This is a genomic window from Paraburkholderia largidicola, from assembly GCF_013426895.1.
GTDB classification, from domain to species: domain Bacteria; phylum Pseudomonadota; class Gammaproteobacteria; order Burkholderiales; family Burkholderiaceae; genus Paraburkholderia; species Paraburkholderia largidicola.
Genome location: NZ_AP023175.1, coordinates 698,482 through 719,862, shown reverse-complemented (window position 1 = coordinate 719,862; position 21,381 = coordinate 698,482). Strand labels below are relative to the sequence as shown.

General features: G+C 61.9%; 19 protein-coding genes and 1 riboswitch. Of the genes, 13 read left to right on the top strand and 6 right to left on the bottom strand.

Annotation, left to right across the window (positions count from 1 at the left end; translation table 11 throughout):
- The first annotated feature begins 144 nt into the window (after positions 1 to 144).
- Positions 145 to 1,290 (top strand): YncE family protein, encoded by a 1,146-nt coding sequence (locus tag PPGU16_RS19880; RefSeq protein ID WP_180724491.1) that lies wholly within the window; start codon positions 145 to 147, stop codon positions 1,288 to 1,290.
- Between the two features lie 98 nt (positions 1,291 to 1,388).
- Here PPGU16_RS19880 and PPGU16_RS19875 read toward each other — a convergent pair whose 3' ends face one another.
- Complete coding sequence (locus PPGU16_RS19875; protein WP_180724490.1) at positions 1,389 to 2,939, bottom strand: bifunctional AfsR/SARP family transcriptional regulator/alpha/beta hydrolase; 1,551 nt, start codon at positions 2,937 to 2,939, stop codon at positions 1,389 to 1,391.
- Positions 2,940 to 3,057: 118 nt separating this feature from the next.
- Here PPGU16_RS19875 and PPGU16_RS19870 point away from each other — a divergent pair, with 118 nt between their 5' ends.
- Positions 3,058 to 4,440: an NAD(P)/FAD-dependent oxidoreductase gene (locus tag PPGU16_RS19870; RefSeq protein ID WP_180724489.1), complete on the top strand. Its 1,383-nt coding sequence runs from the start codon at positions 3,058 to 3,060 to the stop codon at positions 4,438 to 4,440.
- A 145-nt stretch (positions 4,441 to 4,585) separates the two neighbouring features.
- On the opposite strand, the gene PPGU16_RS19865 is transcribed toward PPGU16_RS19870, so the two are convergent.
- Positions 4,586 to 4,957: a YciI family protein gene (locus PPGU16_RS19865; RefSeq protein WP_180724488.1), complete on the bottom strand. Its 372-nt coding sequence runs from the start codon at positions 4,955 to 4,957 to the stop codon at positions 4,586 to 4,588.
- A gap of 461 nt (positions 4,958 to 5,418) precedes the next feature.
- Here PPGU16_RS19865 and PPGU16_RS19860 point away from each other — a divergent pair, with 461 nt between their 5' ends.
- From PPGU16_RS19860 to PPGU16_RS19830, 7 genes are all read left to right on the top strand, one after another.
- Positions 5,419 to 6,138 (top strand): FadR/GntR family transcriptional regulator, encoded by a 720-nt coding sequence (locus tag PPGU16_RS19860; RefSeq protein WP_180724487.1) that lies wholly within the window; start codon positions 5,419 to 5,421, stop codon positions 6,136 to 6,138.
- Positions 6,139 to 6,229: 91 nt separating this feature from the next.
- On the top strand, positions 6,230 to 6,997 hold the full coding sequence (locus PPGU16_RS19855; protein WP_180724486.1) for an SDR family oxidoreductase: 768 nt from the start codon (positions 6,230 to 6,232) through the stop codon (positions 6,995 to 6,997).
- Between the two features lie 98 nt (positions 6,998 to 7,095).
- Positions 7,096 to 8,385, top strand: coding sequence for an MFS transporter (locus tag PPGU16_RS19850; RefSeq protein WP_180724485.1), 1,290 nt, complete (start codon positions 7,096 to 7,098; stop codon positions 8,383 to 8,385).
- A gap of 45 nt (positions 8,386 to 8,430) precedes the next feature.
- Positions 8,431 to 9,678 carry an enolase C-terminal domain-like protein gene (locus tag PPGU16_RS19845; protein WP_180724484.1) on the top strand — a complete coding sequence of 416 codons (1,248 nt, stop codon included), beginning with the start codon at positions 8,431 to 8,433 and terminating at the stop codon, positions 9,676 to 9,678.
- 471 nt (positions 9,679 to 10,149) lie between these two features.
- Positions 10,150 to 10,782, top strand: a complete 633-nt coding sequence (locus PPGU16_RS19840) for a TetR/AcrR family transcriptional regulator (RefSeq protein WP_180724483.1) — start codon at positions 10,150 to 10,152, stop codon at positions 10,780 to 10,782.
- A 47-nt stretch (positions 10,783 to 10,829) separates the two neighbouring features.
- Positions 10,830 to 12,335, top strand: coding sequence for an MFS transporter (locus PPGU16_RS19835; protein WP_180724482.1), 1,506 nt, complete (start codon positions 10,830 to 10,832; stop codon positions 12,333 to 12,335).
- Between the two features lie 534 nt (positions 12,336 to 12,869).
- Complete coding sequence (locus tag PPGU16_RS19830; protein WP_180724481.1) at positions 12,870 to 13,142, top strand: YodC family protein; 273 nt, start codon at positions 12,870 to 12,872, stop codon at positions 13,140 to 13,142.
- Between the two features lie 820 nt (positions 13,143 to 13,962).
- Here PPGU16_RS19830 and PPGU16_RS19825 read toward each other — a convergent pair.
- Entirely contained in the window at positions 13,963 to 14,595 is a 633-nt protein-coding gene (locus PPGU16_RS19825; RefSeq protein WP_180724480.1) for a LysE family translocator, read from the bottom strand.
- Between the two features lie 39 nt (positions 14,596 to 14,634).
- A riboswitch (ZMP/ZTP riboswitch) is annotated at positions 14,635 to 14,732 on the bottom strand.
- Positions 14,733 to 14,778: 46 nt separating this feature from the next.
- Positions 14,779 to 15,096 carry a DMT family transporter gene (locus PPGU16_RS19820; RefSeq protein WP_180724479.1) on the bottom strand — a complete coding sequence of 106 codons (318 nt, stop codon included), beginning with the start codon at positions 15,094 to 15,096 and terminating at the stop codon, positions 14,779 to 14,781.
- A gap of 82 nt (positions 15,097 to 15,178) precedes the next feature.
- Between PPGU16_RS19820 and PPGU16_RS19815 the strand changes: the two genes are divergently transcribed.
- A complete protein-coding gene (locus PPGU16_RS19815) occupies positions 15,179 to 15,592 on the top strand; it encodes a winged helix-turn-helix transcriptional regulator (protein ID WP_243460639.1) in 414 nt (137 codons plus the stop codon).
- A gap of 28 nt (positions 15,593 to 15,620) precedes the next feature.
- On the opposite strand, the gene PPGU16_RS19810 is transcribed toward PPGU16_RS19815, so the two are convergent.
- Together PPGU16_RS19810 and PPGU16_RS19805 are read right to left on the bottom strand one after the other, a co-directional pair.
- The gene (locus PPGU16_RS19810; protein ID WP_180725142.1) at positions 15,621 to 16,775 is read right to left on the bottom strand and encodes an epoxide hydrolase family protein; all 1,155 of its coding nucleotides are present in this window, start codon (positions 16,773 to 16,775) and stop codon (positions 15,621 to 15,623) included.
- A 35-nt stretch (positions 16,776 to 16,810) separates the two neighbouring features.
- Positions 16,811 to 17,119, bottom strand: coding sequence for a superinfection immunity protein (locus tag PPGU16_RS19805; protein ID WP_180724477.1), 309 nt, complete (start codon positions 17,117 to 17,119; stop codon positions 16,811 to 16,813).
- Positions 17,120 to 17,298: 179 nt separating this feature from the next.
- On the opposite strand from PPGU16_RS19805, the gene PPGU16_RS19800 reads away from it, so the two are divergent.
- The 3 genes from PPGU16_RS19800 to PPGU16_RS19790 all read left to right on the top strand — a co-directional run bounded on the left by PPGU16_RS19800 (position 17,299) and on the right by PPGU16_RS19790 (position 21,280).
- Positions 17,299 to 18,759 carry a M20 family metallopeptidase gene (locus PPGU16_RS19800; RefSeq protein ID WP_180724476.1) on the top strand — a complete coding sequence of 487 codons (1,461 nt, stop codon included), beginning with the start codon at positions 17,299 to 17,301 and terminating at the stop codon, positions 18,757 to 18,759.
- Between the two features lie 101 nt (positions 18,760 to 18,860).
- Positions 18,861 to 19,961 carry a malate/lactate/ureidoglycolate dehydrogenase gene (locus PPGU16_RS19795; RefSeq protein WP_180724475.1) on the top strand — a complete coding sequence of 367 codons (1,101 nt, stop codon included), beginning with the start codon at positions 18,861 to 18,863 and terminating at the stop codon, positions 19,959 to 19,961.
- A gap of 440 nt (positions 19,962 to 20,401) precedes the next feature.
- Positions 20,402 to 21,280, top strand: coding sequence for a crotonase/enoyl-CoA hydratase family protein (locus PPGU16_RS19790; RefSeq protein ID WP_180724474.1), 879 nt, complete (start codon positions 20,402 to 20,404; stop codon positions 21,278 to 21,280).
- Positions 21,281 to 21,381 lie beyond the last annotated feature (101 nt).

The following is a 21,381-nucleotide window of genomic DNA, read 5'->3' as shown; positions in this document are numbered from 1 at the left end:
TAACGAAGCACTGCATCAAGCCGCTTCGAAGAAATGGATGACATGAGCCCACGTGTGCGATGAATCATCGAGGCGCTCCGGCAGATCCTGTGCAGCACCCTGGCATTTCCCCCACGTGTTTTTGCCGCTCAAAGGAGCCGATTGATGAACAAACCTTTATTAGCCATCCTGATCGTCGCGACGGTCGTAGTCGCCGGATGCGGCGGAGGAGACAACTCCACTTCGACTCCGGCGTCATCGACACCCGCACCCACGCCGTCCAGGCTGCTGACGAACATTGCCGTACCCAATGCCACGACACCAGCGTTCAGCTTCGATATCGGCTACACGGAAGCGGGCAAATACTATCTGGCGGATCGAAATAACAAGGCCGTCGATGTCTTCGATACGAAATCGAATACGCTGATCGCGCAGATTCAGGGAGGTTTTACCGGGGCAGGCGCGAGTACGGATGCGTCCGGGCCCGACGGGATCGTGGGTGTGACGGGAATGAATACGCTGTATGTGGGCGACGTAGATTCCGTGAAGATCGTCGATACGTCTGCGATGAAAGCGGTCAAGACAATTCCAATCAGCACATCAGGCTCGCGTGTCGATGAAGGCTGCTACGATCCCGACGATCATCTCATCATGTTCGCGAGCCCTGGCGAGACGCCGCCGTACGTGACTTTCATTTCGACCACGACGCAAGCGGTCGTATCGAAACTGGTCTTCAACGGCTCATCGGGACTGGAAGCGTGCACGTACGACTCATCCTCAAAGAATTTCCTGATCAATAACGACGGAACGTCGGCCAACCCGGACGGCGAACTGGACGTCATCACCGCCAGTTCCGTCACGTCTGGTACACCCACTGTCAGCAAATCCTTCCCGCTTGGCAAATGCGGACCCACGGGCATTGCACTCGGTCCTAACGGCGATGTGTTGATCGGTTGCGATCCGTCTGCGGGTAGTCCGCTGATCACGTTGATTCTCGATCGCAATACAGGTTCTCAACTCGCATCGGTGCCGTTCGGAGGAACGGACCAGGTCGCCTACGATCCGACATCGAACCGCTACTTTTTGCCCGCGCGCCATTGGGTAACGAGCGGCACGGCGGCGGCATCGGGTTTCACTCCGCAAATGGGTGTGATCGATGGGGCGACGCGCAAGCTGCTCTACACCGTCGCGGTGGGAACCGGCGCGCACTCGGTTGCTGTCGATAGCAACCTCGGTCAGGTCTATGTGCCGTTCCAGGCAGGCGCCGGTGCGTTCCCGAATGGTGGAGTTTCGGTTTTCGCCACGAAGTAGTCGGCTCATCATGTAGGTGACCTTCGCACGACACCTCGGTCGTCGTAGTGCTCAGCCAGCGGACAGAAGATTGTCGGCTGGCTTTTACCTTCTCACAGTTACCCCGCGAGACTGCCGACGAATTGCTTGATCTCGTCCAGTACGGGTTGCTGATCGCCCGCGAAGGGCCAGTGATCGGCGCCGTCGAGCTCGACGAATCGCGCCTGCGTGATGTGGCTGACGAGATGCCGGGCGGCGCCGATGCGAACCGCGCGGTCGTCGTGACGATGCAGCACCAGGGTCGGCACTGAAATCCGGCCCAGGAGATGCCGCACATCCATGTCGCGCAACGCCGCGAGCACTCCCTTGATGGCTCCCGGGCTCGACGCGGCGCGAAGCAGGCCTGCCCACCAGGCTCTCGCCTGAGGATCGCCGGACAGACTCGGTGCGAATGTCTCAATGCCTGCCGGGCCGCCCCAGCCCGCGACGAGCTGCTGCAGCCACATGTCATACTGACTGGCTTGAAGTGCGTGGGGATAGTCGTGCGTTGCCGTTCCCTTCGCCAACGAGGCGAACAGAATGAGACCAGCAACACGGTTAGGGTGATCGACGGCAAACCTGATGCATGCTGGCCCACCCTCCGACGCGCCGAACAACACGACCTTTTGGCTGCCTGCAGCGTCTAGCACCGTGCCGATGTCCTGCGCAGTCGCGTCGACGTTGGGATTAAACCCGACCCGGTCGGAAAGCCCGACGCCGCGACGATCGAGCAGGATGAGACGGCCCATCCCGGCGAGAGCAGACAGGAACGCCCGGCACCGGGGCTCCTCCCACACCCGTTCGACGTGAGACACGAAACCGGGGAGCACCAGAACATCCACGAGGCCGGCGCCGTAAGTCTGAAATGCGAGATGGACGCCGCCACTGCTGACGTAGCGCGTCGACGGCGGGTCCTCGATGGGCAACGTTGCGCCGGCATCAAGCAGCGCGCGGGTCTCGGATTCGGGGGCCGCATTCAGCTCGTCACGAAGGCGCTGCGTCAGAGCCTCGAGGTGCCGCTGGGCCGTGGTCCGGTCTCCCGCTAGTAGAAGGTTGCGGACGAGGTGCCGGCCGTACACTTCGCTGAACGGATCGAGCTCGACGAGACGGCCGGCGTGCGCGGCTGCGGCCGCGTAGTCTCCCGCGGCATGCTTGTCGTGCACCACTCGCTCGAGTGCTTGAATCACCCGGCCGCGCAAGGCCTCCCGGCGAAAAAAAGCCCACTCTTCAAACTGAGGGCAGTCGCCCGGTGAAAAACCTTCGAGAAAGTCACCGGGATAGTGGCGGCACGCCTGCTCGAACTCGCCGTGGTCGCAGGCTTCCTCAAACAGTTGGGAATCCACCTGCAACGTGATCGCCGCCGACCATCGAACCGTAGACCGATCTATAGTAAGTGTGTCGTCGCCGAGCGCGTGCTGGAGACGATGCAACAGACGCCGCAGCCGCGCCCGTACAACCTCTTCACCGCCTTCCGGCCACAACATGGTGGCAAGGACGTCGCGTCCGACTGAGCCCTCCGCTTCGGCCAGGTAGACCAACAGAGCCAGGCCTTTGCGCAAGGGCAGTTGGCACAGCCGGTGATCCCGACGGATCTCCGGAAATCCGAGCGTCCGCACGCTGAACAGAGCCATGGCGAGGCGACCTTCAATGACGGCGTCCAGGGGACGCTCAGGGGACGAACCAATCCTATCATTCCCTGCAAATGAGGGTCGCTGGACGGATTGCGACGGATCGAACTGGAGGATTGTCATGCCGAAACTTGGTGAACATGCGGTCGTGATTGGCGCCAGCATGAGCGGGCTGCTGGCTGCCCGCGTACTGTCCGATTTCTATACCACCGTCACGGTGCTCGAACGCGACGCGTTTCCGGACGCAGACGCGCCGCGCAAGGGTGTGCCACAAGGCCGTCATGTCCATGGACTCCTTGCGCGCGGCAGCGCGGTACTCGAAGAATTCTTCCCTGGATATAACAGCGAGGTCGTTACGCAATGCGGCGGCCTGGTCGGTGATGTAGCCAACGATGTGATCTGGATAGGCCACAACATCAGGCTTGCTAACAGCGCGAGCGACCTGATCGGTCTGCTTGCTAGCCGTCCCGTGCTCGAAGGCCATTTGCGCCGGCGGCTCATGAGGTTGCCGAACCTGCGCGCCATCGAAAATTGCGCGGTGCGGGGTCTTGCGACCGACCCCGCTCACAGGAGCGTGACGGGTGTGCGCACGTATGCCGAGGGCAAGGCTGAAGAGACCATCCACGCGGACCTTGTCGTCGATGCGACTGGCCGTGGCTCTTCCAGTGCGGCGTGGCTGGAAGAGTTGGGCTACCAGGCTCCCGTCGGGGAGAAGGTCGAGATCGGCATCAGCTACATGACTCGTACTTATCGACGTCGACCCGATGATCTCGATGGCAAGCACGGTATCGTGGTTGCCGGTAGTGCGCCGTACTGGCGCAACGGCGTCATGCTCGCGCAGGAACGCGACAGCTGGATCGTCAGTACCGGCGGTTATCTTGGCGACGATGCGCCCGACAACGATGAAGGCTTTCTCGCGTATCTCGCAACGCTGCCGACCATGGAGATTCACGACGTCGTCGCAAGGGCGGAGCCTCTCACCGATTACAGGCGCTACCGCTACGTCTCCAACCTGCGTCGGCGGTACGAGAAGCTCGCACGGTTCCCCGAAAATTACCTGGTCTTCGGTGATGCCATCTGCAGCTTCAATCCTGTCTACGGGCAGGGCATGACGGTCGCGGCAGAGGAAGCGCTCGCGCTACAGCGGTGCCTGCAGGCGGGTTCGAACGATCTTGCGCGTCGATTCTTCGCGGCGGCCGCGAAGCTCGTCGACATTCCGTGGGACATTGCGGTTGGCAACGACCTCCGCCATCCACGCGTCGAGGGCGCCCGCCCGCTGATGCTACGGTTCATCAACTGGTACATCGGCAAGCTTCACCTTGCCGCGAACCGCGACAGCACGCTGGCGACAGCGTTTCTGCAGGTCGTCAACCTCACGATGCCACCGTCGTCGCTGCTCAGTCCCGCGGTCGCCAGGCGGGTCTGGCAGGGCAACCGGAGACCTGTGCTATCGGTTCCGTCGCCCGCAATCGAAGCAGCGAGGCGGAATAGCGCCTCGCCGTGACCCGGCATTACGGTGTTGGCCGGCGCAGGTGTCTACCCTGCGCTCGCCACCATGACGTTCGCTTTTGCCGTTTTCGAAACCGAACGCTCACGCCGTCTGTGATGAAAGGAACGCGAACGCCTTCTTGAGACAGGCGTTCCTATCCTCATCGCGCCAGATAGAAGTCCAAGGGGATAAGCTCCACGGCCCATCCGCCTGCTTCGCCCAGTGTGGCAGCCGGGTGCATGGACGCGATGCGTAACGCCTCGTCAGTGCTGTCCGCCTCGATGATGAACAGGCCGCCCACGACCTCCTTCGACTCGGTGTAAGGCCCATCGGTGATGCGCGTCTCTCCCGTGCGCGGGCGGAGCGTCCTCCACTTGTCCAGATCGCCAAGAGAGGCGGAAATCAGAACCTTGCCGGTAGCGCGCATCTTCTCGTCCAATGCCGGGCACTGGCTCACCAATTCCTTGATTTCGTCTGGCGCCATCGCGGCGAATTGTTCGGGGGAGAAGTAGGCCAGGCCGAGGTATTTCATGGGAGATCCTTTGAATGGGGTTTACTGACGACGAACCGGATGGTCGGAAATCGACAATGCCCTGGCTAGTTTGTAGCAGGTCTCGCCGGCCAGTCCGCTTCGGGTCGCTCCTGCCCGACGTTGACAGACGGATGGGGAGAGATTTCAAGATTCGAGAGGCGCCCCCTGGTGCTCGCGCAAGAATTCAATCAAGCGCTGTGTCTCCCCAAGGCGGTTAAGCGTCCCGCTGCTAATGACAATCAGGACAGAAACTGGCATCGGGCGTGCCCGGGGAATTGCGCTGCTTGCTGTCGCGACGGGCACGCGGGACATCCATGCGGAAACCCACTTGGCCGCCGTTAGTCGCCACACGCGAAAGGGTCGCTAATCCCATTGTTCAGATACAGGGAGATCCCTGGTTGAACCCGATGGGTCATTTGCCTACTATCTCTACATCATACGTATGATGTAGAGGCGAAAACATGGATACGCTGCATCGGCAGGTCCTGAACCAGATGGGCGAGCAGATTTGCTCAGGGAAGTTCGCGCCGGGCGATATTTTGCCGGCTGAGCCCGTGCTCGCCGAGCAGATGCAGGTCAGTCGCATCACGATTCGCGAGACGATGAAGTCGCTGTCGGCGAAAGGCATGCTCCAGGTGCGCCGCCGTTACGGCACGATCGTGCTGCCGCGTTCGCAATGGCAACTGTTCGACCCGGACGTGATCACGTGGCGCGCGAGGGCGGGGACGGTTGACGCGGGCCTGATCCAGGACCTGATGGAGCTGCGCCTCATCATCGAACCGAACGCAGCCAGACTCGCCGCCCGACGCGCGACCGATGAAGACCGCGCCGCCGTGCGTCGCGCTTTCAAGGCGATGGAACGCGCCGTCGCCGGCCATGGCGAATATGTTCCCGCCGATCTCGCGTTTCACGGCGCAATCCTCACCGCCTGCCACAACCAGTTTGTCCAGCAGATGCAGAACGCGCTGTCGGCGATTCTGCGTACGAGTTTTGAGCTCAGCTCCGAAATCGCCGGCGGTCCGGCGCGTTCGCTGCCGATGCACGAGGCTCTTTGCGTGGCGATCGAACAGGGCGATGAAGCGGCCGCGGAGGCCGCGGTACTGACGCTGATCGAGCGTGCGGAGAAGGACTTCGATGACCGCGACAAGCTCAGGCAAACCGCAAACGACACACCCGTCTGACGCTTCCTGTTTCCACTATCGTCGCGGCGGGAGGCCGGTCGCGAGGGGCGTTTTCGCGCCTGGTTTTTGAATTCCGCACAAGGAGCCACGCATGACACAGTTATTCGACTTGAGCGGTCGCACGGCGCTCGTCACGGGTTCGGCACGCGGCATCGGCTTTGCGCTGGCCGAGGGACTCGCAACCGCAGGCGCGAGCGTGATGCTGAACGGCACACGCGCCGATACGGTCGCCGACGCGGTCAGCCGGCTGGATGCGAAGGGCTTCAGCGCGCGAGGCCGTGCCTTCGACGTGACGGACGAACAGGCCGTCGCCGATGCTTTCGCCCAATGGGACAGAGACGGCGTGAAGATCGACATCGTCATCAATAACGCCGGCATCCAGTTTCGCAAGCCGCTCATCGAGCTAGCACTGTCGGACTGGCAGCGCGTGATCGACACGAACCTGACCAGTGCCTTCATCGTATCGAAGCAGGCGGCGCAGCGGATGATTGCGCGCGGCACGGGCGGCAAGATCGTCAATATCGGTTCGCTGACGAGCGAAGCGGCCCGCGCGACAGTCGGCGCGTACACCGCGGCGAAGGGAGGCATCAAGATGCTGACCCGCGCAATGAGCGCCGAGTGGGCTGCATCGAACATCCAGGCGAACGCGATCGGTCCCGGCTACATCCTGACCGATATGAATCAGGCGCTCGTCGATAACGCCGCCTTCGATGCATGGGTCAAGAACAGCAACCCGTCACAACGCTGGGGCAGACCGGAGGAGCTCGTTGGCACGGCGGTGTTTCTGTCGTCGCCCGCATCGAGCTATGTCAACGGCCAGATCATCTATGTCGATGGAGGCTGGCTGGCCGTGCTTTGAATGCAACTCACGCAGGGATCTACCACAACTAAAAGAACGGCACGATCCCGCTCATCACGCAGTGTGTGCCGTCTTTCGCGGTACCGATCGGAGACATCATGGAAAGCGTCAAACCCGTAGCAACTCAAAGGTGGTGGTATCTGATGCCCATCATCTTCATCACCTACAGCCTCGCCTATCTGGATCGCGCTAACTACGGTTTTGCAGCAGCCGCCGGCATCGACAAGGATCTCGGCATCTCGCACGGCACCTCGTCGCTGATCGGGTCGCTTTTCTTTCTCGGCTACTGTCTGTTTCAGGTGCCCGGCGCAATTTACGCGCAGCGCAACAGCGTCAAGAAACTGATTTTCTTCAGCCTGATCCTGTGGGGCCTCTGCGCTGCCGCGACGGGCATGGTCAGCAACATTCCGATGCTGATGGTGCTGCGCTTCGTGCTCGGCGTAGTCGAAGCGGCCGTGATGCCGTCGATGCTGATGTACATCAGCCGGTGGTTCACGCGAACAGAACGATCGCGCGCCAACACGTTCCTGATACTCGGCAACCCGGTGACGGTGTTGTGGATGTCGGTGGTGTCCGGCTATCTGGTGCACAGCTTCGGCTGGCGCGAGATGTTCGTGATTGAAGGCGTACCTGCGCTGGCGTGGGCAATCGTATGGTGGTTCACGGTGAAGGACAAGCCGGCCGATGCGCCCTGGATGAGCGACGCAGAAAAGACCGAATTGCAGGCGCGTCTTAAAGCCGAGCAGGCCGATATCGCACCGGTGCGTGACTACAAGACCGCGTTCCGCTCGTCGATCGTACTGAAATGCTGTGCGATTCACGCGCTGTGGAGCGTCGGCGTGTATGGCTTCATCATGTGGCTGCCATCGATTCTCAAAACGGCTTCGACGATCGATATCGTTTCAGTCGGATGGCTTGCCGCCGTTCCCTATCTCGCCGCAATCATCCTGATGCTGCTCGCGTCGTGGCTGTCGGACAAGACCCGCAACCGCAAACTGTTTGTGTGGCCGTTGCTCCTGATTGGAACGATCGCGTTCGTGGCTTCGTACATGATCGGCAGCTCGCACTTCTGGATGTCGTTTGCGTTGCTGGTCGTGGCAGGTGCAACGATGTATGCGCCGTACGGACCGTTCTTCGCCCTCGTTCCCGAACTGATCCCGAGCAACGTGCTGGGCGGCGCGATCGGACTCATCAATGCATGCGGCGCAATGGGCGCGTTTCTCGGCTCGTGGATCGTCGGCTATCTGAACGGCGCGACGGGCAGCCCGGCGGCATCGTACATCTTCATGGCAGGCGCGCTGCTGTGCTCGGTGATTCTGATGATCACTGTGCCTGCGCACTCGGATCAACGCTCGAAGCAGGAAGGGCGCCTCGCAGTGAGCCGCTGATAAAGCGCCACACCACGACTCAACATTTGCAATGGCAGGAACAACATGGCAACGCTGATCACCGATGTAAAGGTCATCCTGACCGCGCCGGAAGGCATCAACCTGATCGTCGTCAAGGTGGAGACGAACCAGGCTGGACTGTATGGGCTCGGTTGCGCGACGTTTGCGTATCGGCATGTCGCGGTCAAATGCCTGATCGAAGAGTATTTGCGGCCGCTCCTTATTGGCCGGGACGCCGAGGCGATCGAGGAACTCTGGCAACTGATGCACCAGAACGCGTACTGGCGCAACGGCCCCATCGAGAACAATGCGATCTCGGGCATCGATATGGCCTTGTGGGACATCAAGGGCAAGATGGCGGACATGCCGCTCTATCAGCTCTTCAGCGGCAAGTGCAGGGAAGGGGTGCCGATCTATCGTCATGCGGACGGGCGTGACCTCAACGAGTTGTGCGAGAACATCCAGAAATACCGGGAGCAGGGCATCACGCACATTCGCTGTCAGAGTGGCGGCTATGGCGGAGGCGGCTACGGCAAGGCGCCCTCGGGTGCGCCGGCGCGCGCACCCGAGGGCGTGTATCTCGACAGCAGGAAATACATGCGTGAAACCCTTAAGCTCTTCGACGGCATTCGCAGCAAGGTGGGCTTCGACGTCGAGCTGTGTCACGACGTGCATGAACGCCTCAAACCCGTCGAGGCGATCCGCTTCGCGTGCGAGCTCGAGCAATACGAGCTGTTCTTCCTTGAAGACGCGATTGCACTGGAAGAGGGGGAATGGATGCGGCAGCTGCGCGCAAAGACGACGACACCTCTCGCTCAGGGCGAACTCTTCAACAACCCGTCTGAATGGCGTTTCATGATCACGGAGCGCCTGATCGACTTTATTCGCGTTCACCTGAGCCAGATCGGCGGGATTACTGCCGGCCGCAAGCTGCAGATATTCGCCGAACAGTTTGGCGTGAGGACAGCGTGGCATGGTCCGGGGGATATGTCGCCGATGGCTCACGCGGCGAACATTCATATCGATCTCGCTGCGCGCAACTTCGGGGTTCAGGAATGGTCGGGCACCGAGCCGCCCAATTTTGTCATCCAGGACCTGAAGGGGCCACGGGCGGCATTGCTGGACGTGTTCCCTGGCTTGCCCGAATTCCGCAACGGGCACGTGTATGCGAACGACAGACCCGGTCTGGGAGTCGATATCGACGAAACTGAAGCGGCGAAGTACCCGTGCGAGAACACGGTGACGACCTGGACGCAAACCCGGTTGAAAGACGGTACTTTGCAGACTCCCTGATTGAGCGCAAGGGGGAGCATGTTGTGTGTGCGGTTTGGGTTTGATTATGTTGGGCGTGCGCGCATGACCATTGGAGTAGCCGAGAGAACCCGCGCCTTATCATGGCAAAAACCTTAGTCTGAGTGTAGGCGCGACGACACCTCTTGCCCTATCTCCTTCGCGACATGGACGAAAAACCATGGCTTACGCTTCTCGCCGCTGAGGCGCCCGTAGACCGGCAAGCCGGTCTGTTCAAAGCTGGCGCGGCCACAAAAAAGCACCACAGTCGAAATCGCCGCGAATTGCCGAAAGCGCATAGACACCTCCCGTACCTGTGTAGTCGCAGGCAAACAGGTCGATTGCACGGCCATCCCGTGGCGTTTCTGAGAGCATTGCTCAATGTTTGCGGTCTATTGTGCTGGGACACGATGGTGCAGAACCCACGAGGATTTCTCCTTGAATTATTGAACAACCAGTCATAAAATGGCGTGCATGACCGATAACACTGCACCCCGGCGCGCGAGCGCCGCCAGACGGGACGAATCGTGCCCGCGCGGCCGCCCGCGCGAATTCGATACGGCTGCCGTGCTCACCGAAGCCGGCAAGGTGTTCTGGCGCAACGGCTTTCACGCGACATCCGTCGACGATCTCTGCAACGCGACAGGCGTGCTGCGCGGCAGCCTGTACGGCGTGTTCGGCGACAAGCACGGCATCATGATGGCCGCCCTGGATCATTACGCGGAAGGGGCAATTGCCGGGCTCGTCGAGCGGCTGAACGCCAATGTCCCGCCCGACGTCGCGTTGCGCAATGCGCTGCTGCACCACACGCGCACCGCGTCGACGCTGACGGGATGCTTCATCACGAACAGCACGCTCGAGCTGCAACCCGACGACGAAGCGCTGCACGCGAAAATCCGCGCGATCCAGCGGCGCGTCGTCACGCTGCTCGCGGCCGCCGTGATCCGAGGGCAGGCGGCGGGCGTGTTCAATAGCGACCTCGATGAAAAGGCGGTCGCCGATTTCCTGCTGTGCATGACGCAAGGCCTGCGCGTGCTCAATAAATGCAAGCGCAAGGAAGACGAACTGAAAGCTGTCGTCGACGTCGCGATGCGCGCGCTCACCTGAAATTTTTTTCTCCAATTGTTGAACGTTCAGTCATGAATGATAGATGCATGAAAGCGTCGGGCGTCGCCTTACCTCCCGCAACCGCATCCGCGCAGCACGCCGACAAGCCGGCGCCGCGTGCCGAAGCGCAAGGGCCGCAGCGCTTCGAGCGGCAAGGGCTGGCGCTGACCGTGCTGTTCGTCGGCGCGTTTCTCGCGCCGCTCGACTATTTCATCGTCAATCTGGCGCTGCCCGCGATCCACACGGGCCTGAACGCCACTGACGCGCAATTGCAGCTGATCGTCTCCGCCTATGCATCGGCGTATGCGGTGTTGCTGATTACGGGCGGGCGGCTCGGCGACCTGTTCGGCAGGCGGCGGATGTTCATGACGGGGATGGCGGGCTTCGTCGTCGCTTCGGCGCTGTGCGGCTTCGCACCGAATGGTCACGTGCTCGTGATCGCGCGTATCGTGCAGGGCATGGCGGCGTCGGTGATGGCGCCGCAGGTGCTGGCGACCGTGCGCGCCGTCGTGCCGCCGCATCAGCAGACGCGCGTGATGGGCTTTTACGGCTTCGTGTTCGGGCTCGCGTCGATCGTCGGGCAACTGGGGGGCGGCGCGTTGATCACGTACCAGCCGTTCGGTCTCGACTGGCGCGCCATTTTCCTGATCAACATTCCCGTCGGCGTGCTGGCGTTTATCGGCGCGTGGAAATACGTGCCGGAAAATCAGTCTTCGACGCGTGAAGGCGTCGATCTGAAAGGCGTCGCGCTGCTGTCGCTGGTGCTGATACTGCTGATCTATCCGATGACGCATGGCCGCGAAGCCGGCTGGCCGTGGTGGACCTTCGCGATGTTCGCGCTCGCCGTGCCTGCGCTTGCCGCGTTCGTCGCCACGGAGCGTCGCGTCGAGCGCACCGGCGGCAGCCCGCTCGTCGATCTGCAACTATTCCGCAATCCGGCCTTTTCGACGGGGCTCGTGCTCGCGTTTCTGTTCTATTGCAATAGCGCGTTCTTTCTCACGTACGGCATTTATCTGCAGACGGGTTTGCACTGGACGCCGCTGCAATCCGGCATCGCGATCATGCCGTTCGCGCTGGGCTTCGTCGCCGGGCCGCTGACGTCGCCCGCCGTCGTGCGGCGCCTGGGCGGACATGTGCTGACGCTCGGTTTTTCGATGATGGCGGTCGGTTTCTCGGCGACCGGCTGGGCTGCGACGCACGCGGCGCTCGGCGTTCTGTTCTACGCGGGGCTGGTTATCGCCGGCGTAGGGCAGGGGCTCGTGTTGCCGTCAATCATGCGCATCGTGCTCGGCGAAGTGGAGCCGGCGAAGGCGGGGCTTGCGTCGGGCGTGGTGACGTCGACGCTTCAGATCGGCTCGGCGTTCGGCACGGCCGCCATTAGCGGCGCGTTCTTTGGCGCGTTATCGGCGAATGCGTCGGCGGCGGGCTATGCGTATGCGTTCCAGCGCAGTCTCGCAATCAACGCCGTATTGATGGTGATCTGCATTGCGCTCAGTGTGACGCTGGTCCGGCATCAGCAGCGCGCTTCATTGCGCGCGATCAAAACGGCTTAGGGAAAATCCCGAGCGGCTGCATTTTTGTATGTCGACAGAACAAAAATACAGTTGAAAATCGTCCGATAACGTTTTCACTGTTTAGAGTCATACGATTGCAGCCGCCGTGCATTGCGCATTGCAACTAATCTTTCCCGTTCAGCAGTGATGCGCTTATTCACAGATGACGCCGGTTAATCGTGCGGCATGGTTTTTAAACCCGTAATAACGCGCGGAATGTCAGTCTGATGACAGCGAGCGGTCGGGCGTATTTACGTATACCCTGAACACGCTGCCTAAACTCCGGTTTGAGGTGTGCTGCGCGACAACATGCCGCCTTTGCCGACAGGCGATTCGCGAACTAAACAATAACGAACGAACGTTCGAGATATCTTCCCGACTATTTCGGTTTTGCTGAAAACGCTTCCAATAAAAAATACTTGCTGTCGAAATATTCGATTGTTAATCTTGCCCCACTCTTAATTATTCGTTGGAACGCGGTGCGTTTATGGCAGTGAATTTTCAGCCAGCCTAATGCTTATAACGGGGACATCCATGCTGACTGCTACTTTCGACGCATTTGATACGACGCAAACGGTGCAAATCATTGTCGGGGACGTGGTGACGCTCAAAACGGGCGGCCCGCGGATGACGGTGACTTATGTTGGGGCGATTGCCCGTAAGACGGGTGAATGGCTCGTATGCCAATGGTTCGACGACCATGGCGAATTGCGTCAGGAAACCTTCGCGCAGGATGAAGTGTGGCGGCAGCCGCGCTCGATTCCGGCGGGATCAGTGCACAGGTTTGTTCGGAGTGTTTCACCCTGAGGGGGGCGCTTTGCGCGGGCGGTTTGGGGGTGGTTTGCTTGTTTGTTCGCCGGCATCCGCGGTTTGCTTCTGGTTTGCTAGCGTTGCCCCTGTGCGGGGCGGCACCTACTTTTCTTTGCCGCCGCAAAGAAAAGTAGGCAAAAGAAAGCGGCTCACACCGCCAATTTTTGTTGCTGCCTGAGGGCCCTCAAAGGGTCTTACGCTTCACACGGCAACGCACCAGTCCGCGCTCGTTGCCAACGTTCTCTCTGTATGCCTCACCCGCTTCGCGCGCCCGCATTTCCGCATGCCGCGCCAGATCGTCCGCGGCCGCCCAGGTGGCAAACTGTGTGTAGGCCGTAGTACCTCACACGCCTCGCTTCGGACCGATAGCGCACGCGCCCCACCTTGTAAGAGCGCTATCCTGTGCGTCGCGACAACCTACACACAGTTTGCCACCTGGGCGGCACATACCATTCGCTGGCGTTCGCCCGTGTATGGGTGCCTGAAGCAGGGGAGGCTTCTATACAAAGCGTTGGCAACGCACGCGAACAGCAAGGCTGCCGCGTGGAGCGTGGGGACGTTGGGGGCCCGTGGATAAGAACACGTGCTGGCGGTGTTAGCCGCTTTCTTTTGCCTACTTTTCTTTGCGGCGGCAAAGAAAAGTAGGTGCCGCCCCGCACAGGGGCGACGCTTGCGAACCAGAAGCAAACCGCGGATGCCAGCGCAAAGGCGAAAACACCGACCGGCACCGCCTGAAGCACAAAGTCATAACCCGGATGCAAGCGAAAAGCGAAAAGCGAAAAACCAAACCAAGCCGTCGCAGACAAAATGACAAGGCTTACCGCCGCCCTTCCACCGCCATCCTGACTGCAAGCCCAGCCAACACAGTCCCCATGATCCATCGCTGCACGACGAGCCACGTCGGCCTACCCGCGAGAAACGCGGCAATCGACCCCGCCGTCACCGCAACAGTCGAATTAACAGAAATACTCAGCACGATCTGAATCGCGCCAAATACCAGCGATTGCCCAAGCACGCTGCCGTGCTGCGGATCAATAAACTGCGGCAGCAGCGACAGATACAGCACAGCAATCTTCGGATTCAAGAGATTGGTGATGAAACCCATCGTGAACAACTTGCGCGGACTATCGACGGGCAAATCGCGCACCTGGAACGGCGAGCGTCCACCCGGCTTCACAGCCTGCCATGCGAGATACAGCAGATAGAGCGCGCCACCAAACCGCAGCGTGTCATACGCAAACGGCACGGCAAGCAGCAACGCCGTAATACCGAACGCAGCGCAGAACATATAGACCACGAAACCAAGCGCCACCCCGCCCAGCGAAATCAGGCCTGCCACACGGCCCTGGCAGATCGACCGCGAGATCAGATAGATCATGTTGGGCCCGGGCGTGAGCGCCATGCCGAGCGCGACGAAAGCAAATGCAACGAGATGCGAGGTTTGAGGCATTGCGTGAACTCCGTTGAAGGAAGACCGATCGAAGGATCGTGGCAAGGCCCAGGCGCGCGGCATGACGGGATGTGCATCCCGGTTCGCGTTCCCCGGTGGTGATCCACCTCGATTGAGCGCCAGTCGCGCGAACCGGTCGATTGTTTCGCGTGCTGCCGGCGCACGCCAGATACAGAAGCGGCACTACCCGTCGATACACTTGAGCGCCGCCGCCGAGGCAACGATCATCACCATGCATGCGATCCGCGGCGCCGACACAGGATCGCCGAACAGCACGATGCCGAGCAGCGTGATGCCCAGCGACCCGATGCCCGTCCACACCACATACGCGGTGCCCGCAGGCAGATGCTTCATCGCGAGCGTCAGCAGGAACACGCTCGCCAGCGCGGCCGCCACACCGCCGACACTCGGCCAGAAGCGCGTCCAGCCGTTCGCGTACTTGAGCGCAAGGCCCATCAGGATTTCAACGACGCTTGCCGCGAGCAGGATTAACCACGCCATCACTACCTCCATTTGAAGAATGGACGCAGCGTAGAGGTATAGTGATCCGCTGACCATTACGCACCTTCTGGTAACCATGGCAATGCCCGCGCCGGACCATTCCGTCGACGCCATCAACGAGGCGCAGCACCCAGGTAACGTGTTCGACGAGGCTTGTTCGTCGCGGCTCGCGCTCGAACTGATCGCGAGTAAATGGACATTGCTGATCCTGCCCGCGCTGCAGGACGGGCCGATGCGCAACAACGCGCTGCTGCGCAAAATCGGCGGCATTTCACAGAAGGTGCTGTCGCAGACGTTGCGCGACCTGGAGCGCAACGGGCTCGTCATCCGCGAGGTCTGCGGCACGAAGCCATTGCATGTCGAATATCGGTTGAGCCCGATCGGGCTGTCGTTGAGCGACGCGCTCGTCACGCTCGACCGCTGGGCCGAAACGCACGGCGGCGCGCTGGACGCCGCGCGCGAGCGCTACGACGCGCTCGCGCAGTCGCGTCGCTAGCGATGCGTCGCCAGGCTTCGTTGCACGCTTAGCCCCGCAGCGGCCGGAAGAAGCGCCGTATCTCTTCGGCGAGCAGCGCAGGCTGTTCCATCGCGGCGAAGTGCCCGCCGCGCGGCATATCGGCGAACTGCGTGACGTTGAACACGCGCTCTATCCACGAGCGCGGCGGCTGGCTGATCTCCTTCGGAAAGCGCGCAAACCCGAGCGGTGGCGTCACGCGCTGGCCCGGCTCGAAGCGCAATGGCCGCGCGCGCGTTTCCGCATAGAGCCGCATCGACGAGCCGATCGTCTGCGTATGCCAGTACAACGACAGATCGGTTAGCAACTGGTCCTTCGAAAACACGCGCTCCACGTCGCCATCGCAATCGCTCCACGCGCGAAATTTCTCGACGATCCACGCGGCCAGCCCGGCTGGCGAATCGTTGAGCGCGAACGCGGCCGTGTTCGGTTTCGTTGCGTGCATGTGCGCGTAGGCGCCTTCAGCATCGGCAAATACGGCCTTGGACGCGAGAAAATCCCGCTCTTCCTGCGTGATGGAAGGATCGTCGGGCGCGACGCCGGGCGCGTAGGAACTCGGCAGGAAGTTGAGATGAATGCCGTCGACCTGCTGCGCATGATTGGCCGCCAGCGCGATCGACACCGCCGCGCCCAGATCGCCACCTTGCGCGCCGAAGCGCGCGTAGCCGAGGCCGCGCATCAGTTCGACCCACAGACCGGCGATCGCGAACACCGACATGCCCGGCTTCGAAGGACGCTCCGAAAAGCCATAGCCGGGCATCGACGGGACCACGACATCGAATGCATCGGCGGGGTCTGCGCCGAACGACGCCGGGTCGCACAGTTGCGGCACCAGTTCGGCGAACTCGATGAACGAGCCGGGCCAGCCGTGCGTGATGACGAGCGGGTAGGGCTTCGGCCCCGTGCCACGCCGATGCACGAAGTGCACGGCAAGATCGCCGACCTGCGCGACGAATTGCGGCTCCTGATTGAGCCGCGCTTCCGTCGCGCGCCAGTCGTACCCGCCCGCCCAGTAATCGACGAGATCGCGCAAATAGTTCAAGTCGGTGCCGAGCGACCACGGCGCGCTATCGAACGTGTCGGGCCAGCGCGTTTGCGCGAGGCGCGTCTTGAGCGCGGCAAGCTCGAAGTCGGGAACCGAAATCTGGAACGGGGTGATCTGCATCATGGGGTCCTGGTCGTTGAGCGGCGGGCGGCGCGCTATTTGCCCGAACGGTCGCGCGATTCGCGCCACCGCACGCGCTCGCCGAGCCCTTTCGTGAAGGTTCGCATGCTGAGGGTGCGGCGCGAACGCACCACTTCACCTTCCAGATTGACGGGCGGATTCGGCTGCCACGCCCAGTACAGCGCGACCAGCCAGCCGAACACCGTCCAGCCCATGCATGCGTTGAACAGGGCGAGGGTCAGTATGTCGTAGCGCTTGCGGCGATCGGCGATGATCGACGGCAGAAAGTACAGCCCCAGCGCGGCGACGGCCGCGACGCCTTGTATCATCATCTGGCTGTTCATCGAGCCTCCCCAGGCGCAGTGTCTATCCTTTCGATCCCTTCATTGTCGCGCGATCGGGCATCGTCCGCTTGCCGTTTGAAGGCTGATTGCAAGCCACGCGCCGTATGGTTCACACGAATTCGGCAAGCCGGGCCGTAAGGTCTATCATGTGCGTTTCGACTGCACCGGATATGGCCATCATGATCTCCGACGATACCCAACAAGCTCAAAAGCTGAATCACGACACACTGCGCGAATTCGTCGATCGCAAATGGAACGATGAGATCGTGCCGGCGCTCACCGACTACATCGCCGTGCCCGCGAAGAGCCCGGCTTTCGACGCCGACTGGGAAAAGCACGGCTATATCGAGCGCGTGATCACGGAAGCCGCGAAGTGGGCGGAGCAGCAGCCCGTGCGCGGGCTGAAGCTCGAAATCGTGCGTCTGCCGGGCCGCACGCCCGTGATCTTCTTCGAGTCGCCGGCCACGCGCTCGGGCAGCACGGACACCATCGTGCTGTACGGCCACCTCGACAAGCAGCCGGAATTCGACGGCTGGCGCAACGACCTCGGCCCGTGGACGCCGAAGCTCGAGGACGGCAAGCTGTACGGCCGCGGCGGCGCTGACGATGGCTACGCGATCTACGCCAGCCTCACCGCGCTGGCCGCGCTCGACGCGCAAGGCATCGAGCGGCCGCGCTGCGTCGGCCTGATCGAAACCTGCGAAGAGTCGGGCAGCTACGATCTGCTGCCGTATGTCGACGCGTTGCGCGAGCGGCTCGGCAAGGTCGGCCTCGTCGTGTGTCTCGACTCGGGTGCGGGCAATTACGATCAGCTGTGGCTCACCACGTCGCTGCGTGGCCTCGTGTCCGGCGACCTCGAAGTGCAGGTGCTCGACGAAGGCATTCACTCGGGCGGCTACGGCGGCATCGCGCCGTCGAGCTTCCGCATCATGCGGCAAATGTTCGAGCGTCTCGAAGACGCCGCGGACGGCACCTTGCTGCCGAAGGGTTTCCATTGCCCGGTTCCGCTCGACCGTCTCGACGAAGCCGAGGCGACCGCGAAGATTCTCGGCGACGACGTGTGGAAAAAACTGCCGTGGGCCTGCGGCCAGGACGGCGGCTCCGTGCTGCCAACCACCACCGACCCGAAAGAAGCGCTGCTCAACTCCACCTGGCGTCCGTCGCTGTCGGTGACGGGCGCGGCGGGCCTGCCGTCGCTCGCGGATGCGGGCAACGTGCTGCGTCCGCGCACGGCGTTCAAGCTGTCGCTGCGTCTGCCGCCGCTCGTCGATGCGGAAAACGCCGTGCAGCAACTGAAGTCGCTGCTGGAGTTCGATCCGCCGTACAACGCGAAGGTCACGTTCAAGCCGGACGCGGGCGCCGCGACGGGCTGGAACGCGCCGGAACTCGCACCGTGGCTCGGCACCGCGCTGAACGACGCATCGCGCCAGCACTTCGGCGCAGACGTCGCGTTCATCGGCCAGGGCGGCACGATCCCGCTGATGAACGTGCTGAAGGCGGGCTTCCCGACCTCGCAGTTCATGGTGTGCGGCGTGCTCGGACCGAAGTCGAACGCGCACGGTCCGAACGAGTTCCTGCATGTGCCGTACGGCAAGAAGCTGACGGCGGCTGTCGCCGAGGTGATTGCCGCCGCGCCTTGATGCCTGTCCCGAACGTTCGACGCTGAAGCGTTTTTCCGCGTGAGAGAAGCCTGTCGGCTTCTCTCACTGTCCATCTTTTTCCTTGACGAACCGATCATCGAATGAACGACACGCGCGCTCCCCGTATTCCCGTCGATCAACTGCACGCCTACGTGCGCGCGATATGGGAGCAGGCGGGCAGTTCGCCGCGTGAAGCCCAGCTCGTCGCCGATCATCTCGTTGCCGCCAATCTCACGGGGCACGATTCGCACGGCGTCGGCATGATCCCGCGCTATGTCGATTCGCTGCGCGATGGCGAGCTGAAGCTGAACACGCATGCGAGCGTCGTGAAGGACGTCGGCGCGGTACTGACGATCGACGGCGGCAAGGGCTTCGGCCAGGTCGTCGCGCACGAGGCGATGGAGCAGGGCATCGAGCGCGCGAAAAAACTCGGCGTGTGCGCCGTCGCGCTGCGCAACGCGCATCACATCGGGCGGATCGGGCATTGGGCCGAGCAGTGCGCGAAGGCGGGCCTCGCGTCGTTCCACTTCGTCAACGTGGCGGGCGATCCGCTCGTCGCGCCGTTCGGCGGCGCGGACCGGCGCATCGGCACCAATCCGTTTTGCGCGGCCTTTCCGCGCCAGGGCAAGGCGCCGCTCGTGCTCGACTTCGCGACGAGCGCCGTGGCTTACGGCAAGACGCGCGTCGCGTACAACCAGGGCAAGCAGGTGCCGCCCGGCTCGCTGATCGACCATGAAGGCAACCCGACCGTCGAGCCGAAAGTGATGATGGAAGCGCCGTTCGGCGCGCTGATGCCGGTTGGCGGACAGGCGGGCGGCCACAAGGGCTTCGGTCTCGCGGCGATGTGCGAGATTTTTGGCGGCGCGTTGTCGGGCGGCTACACGACGCACGAGGACACGCTGCAAAAGACCAACGCGATCATCAACTGCATGCTGTCGGTGATCGCCGATCCCGCCGCCTTCGACGCCCCAAACGCCGAGGCCGAGGCAGATGCGTTCGTCGAATGGGTGAAGGCGTCGCCGCTGGCGGGCGGCGCGGAGCGCATCTATGCGCCGGGCGAGCCGGAGCGCGCGACACGCGCCGAGCGCGAGGCCAACGGCATTCCCGTCGATCCGCAAACCTGGCGGCAGATTCGCGAGGCCGCGCTAGCGGCGGGTTTGTCGCAGGAAGCCGCCGATAACTGGTCCGCGCGCCTGCAGTAAAGCGCGCCGTCGATGCGCATGCCGTTGCATCCGCATCGATCGATGGACCCATGTCACCTCTCTGGGGAAAACGCGGCTGAGCGCGATCGCTTTGCCGCTTTTTGCCTCTCATCGCCCCGAATTCACAAAACAATGCAATCGGAATAACTTCGGATTGCATTAAAACGTTTGCAGCGACATTTCAGCTGGAATTAAAACAGATATTCTAATTACCGCTTTGTGCCCTTATTAAAGCGCAGGCGAGAACGTTTGTTTGAAGTTTTACTTCAGAGGGCAATCGTTTGCGCAAGCCGCGCCTGGCAAGAAGCCCGTCCAGCGGGCGTCGCCATAGTTATGAAGAACTGCATTCTTCTGTTGGTTAGGCCGCCCCACCAGATTCTGGTCTGTTTTAGGCTCGCAATGCTTCACCCGAGTTTTTAACTTCAAAAGGACCGTTCAAAATGAATCTGCAAAACCATCACGCCTGCCGTCCGTTCCTCGAAGCTGGCAAGCTGTCGCAAATCTCCGCGTATTACGAAGAAGAGCGCAACGTCATGTGGATGATGTTGCGCGCGCAACCGCGTCCATGCTTCAACCTCGAACTGGTGCACGACATCCTCGAACTCGCGCGGGCCGCGCGCGATTCCAATGTGCGCATCGATTTTTGGGTGACAGGCTCCGTGATTCCGACCATGTTCAACGTCGGCGGCGATCTCAGCTTTTTTGCCGACGCCATCCGCGCCGGCCGCCGACAGGAGCTGATGGCGTATGCGCGCGCCTGCGTCGATTGCGTGCACGCAGCGGCGCGCGGCTTCGATACCGGCGCGATTTCGATTGCGATGGTGGAGGGCAGCGCGCTCGGCGGCGGCTTCGAAGCGGCGCTCGCGCATCATTTCGTGCTCGCGCAGAACGACGCGCGGATGGGCTTTCCGGAGATCGCCTTCAACCTGTTCCCGGGCATGGGCGGCTATTCGCTCGTCGCGCGCAAGGCGGGCATGCGCCTCGCGGAAGAACTGATCGGCGGCGGCGAATCGCATACGGCCGAGTGGCACGAAAGCCGCGGCCTCGTCGACCATCTGTTCGAGCCGGGCGAGGCGTATATCGCGACGCGCACCTTCATCGACACGTTGCGCCCCAAGCTCAACGGCATCCGCGCGATGGTACGGGCGCGTCAGCGCGTGCTGCAACTGTCGCGCGCCGAACTGATGGAAATTACGGAAGACTGGGTGCAGTCCGCGTTCACGATCGAGGAGAAGGATCTCGCCTTCATGGAACGGCTCGTGATGCTGCAGAACCGCCGCGCGGGCAATTTGCGCCCGGCTGCGATGAACGTTGCGTAAGCAGGAAGGACAGTAGTCTGATTGGCAGAACGCCCCCGCGCTCAGCATTCACGCGCTCCGTCTGCACCCGTCAGGTATTGACGCAACCATCAACGTAGCAG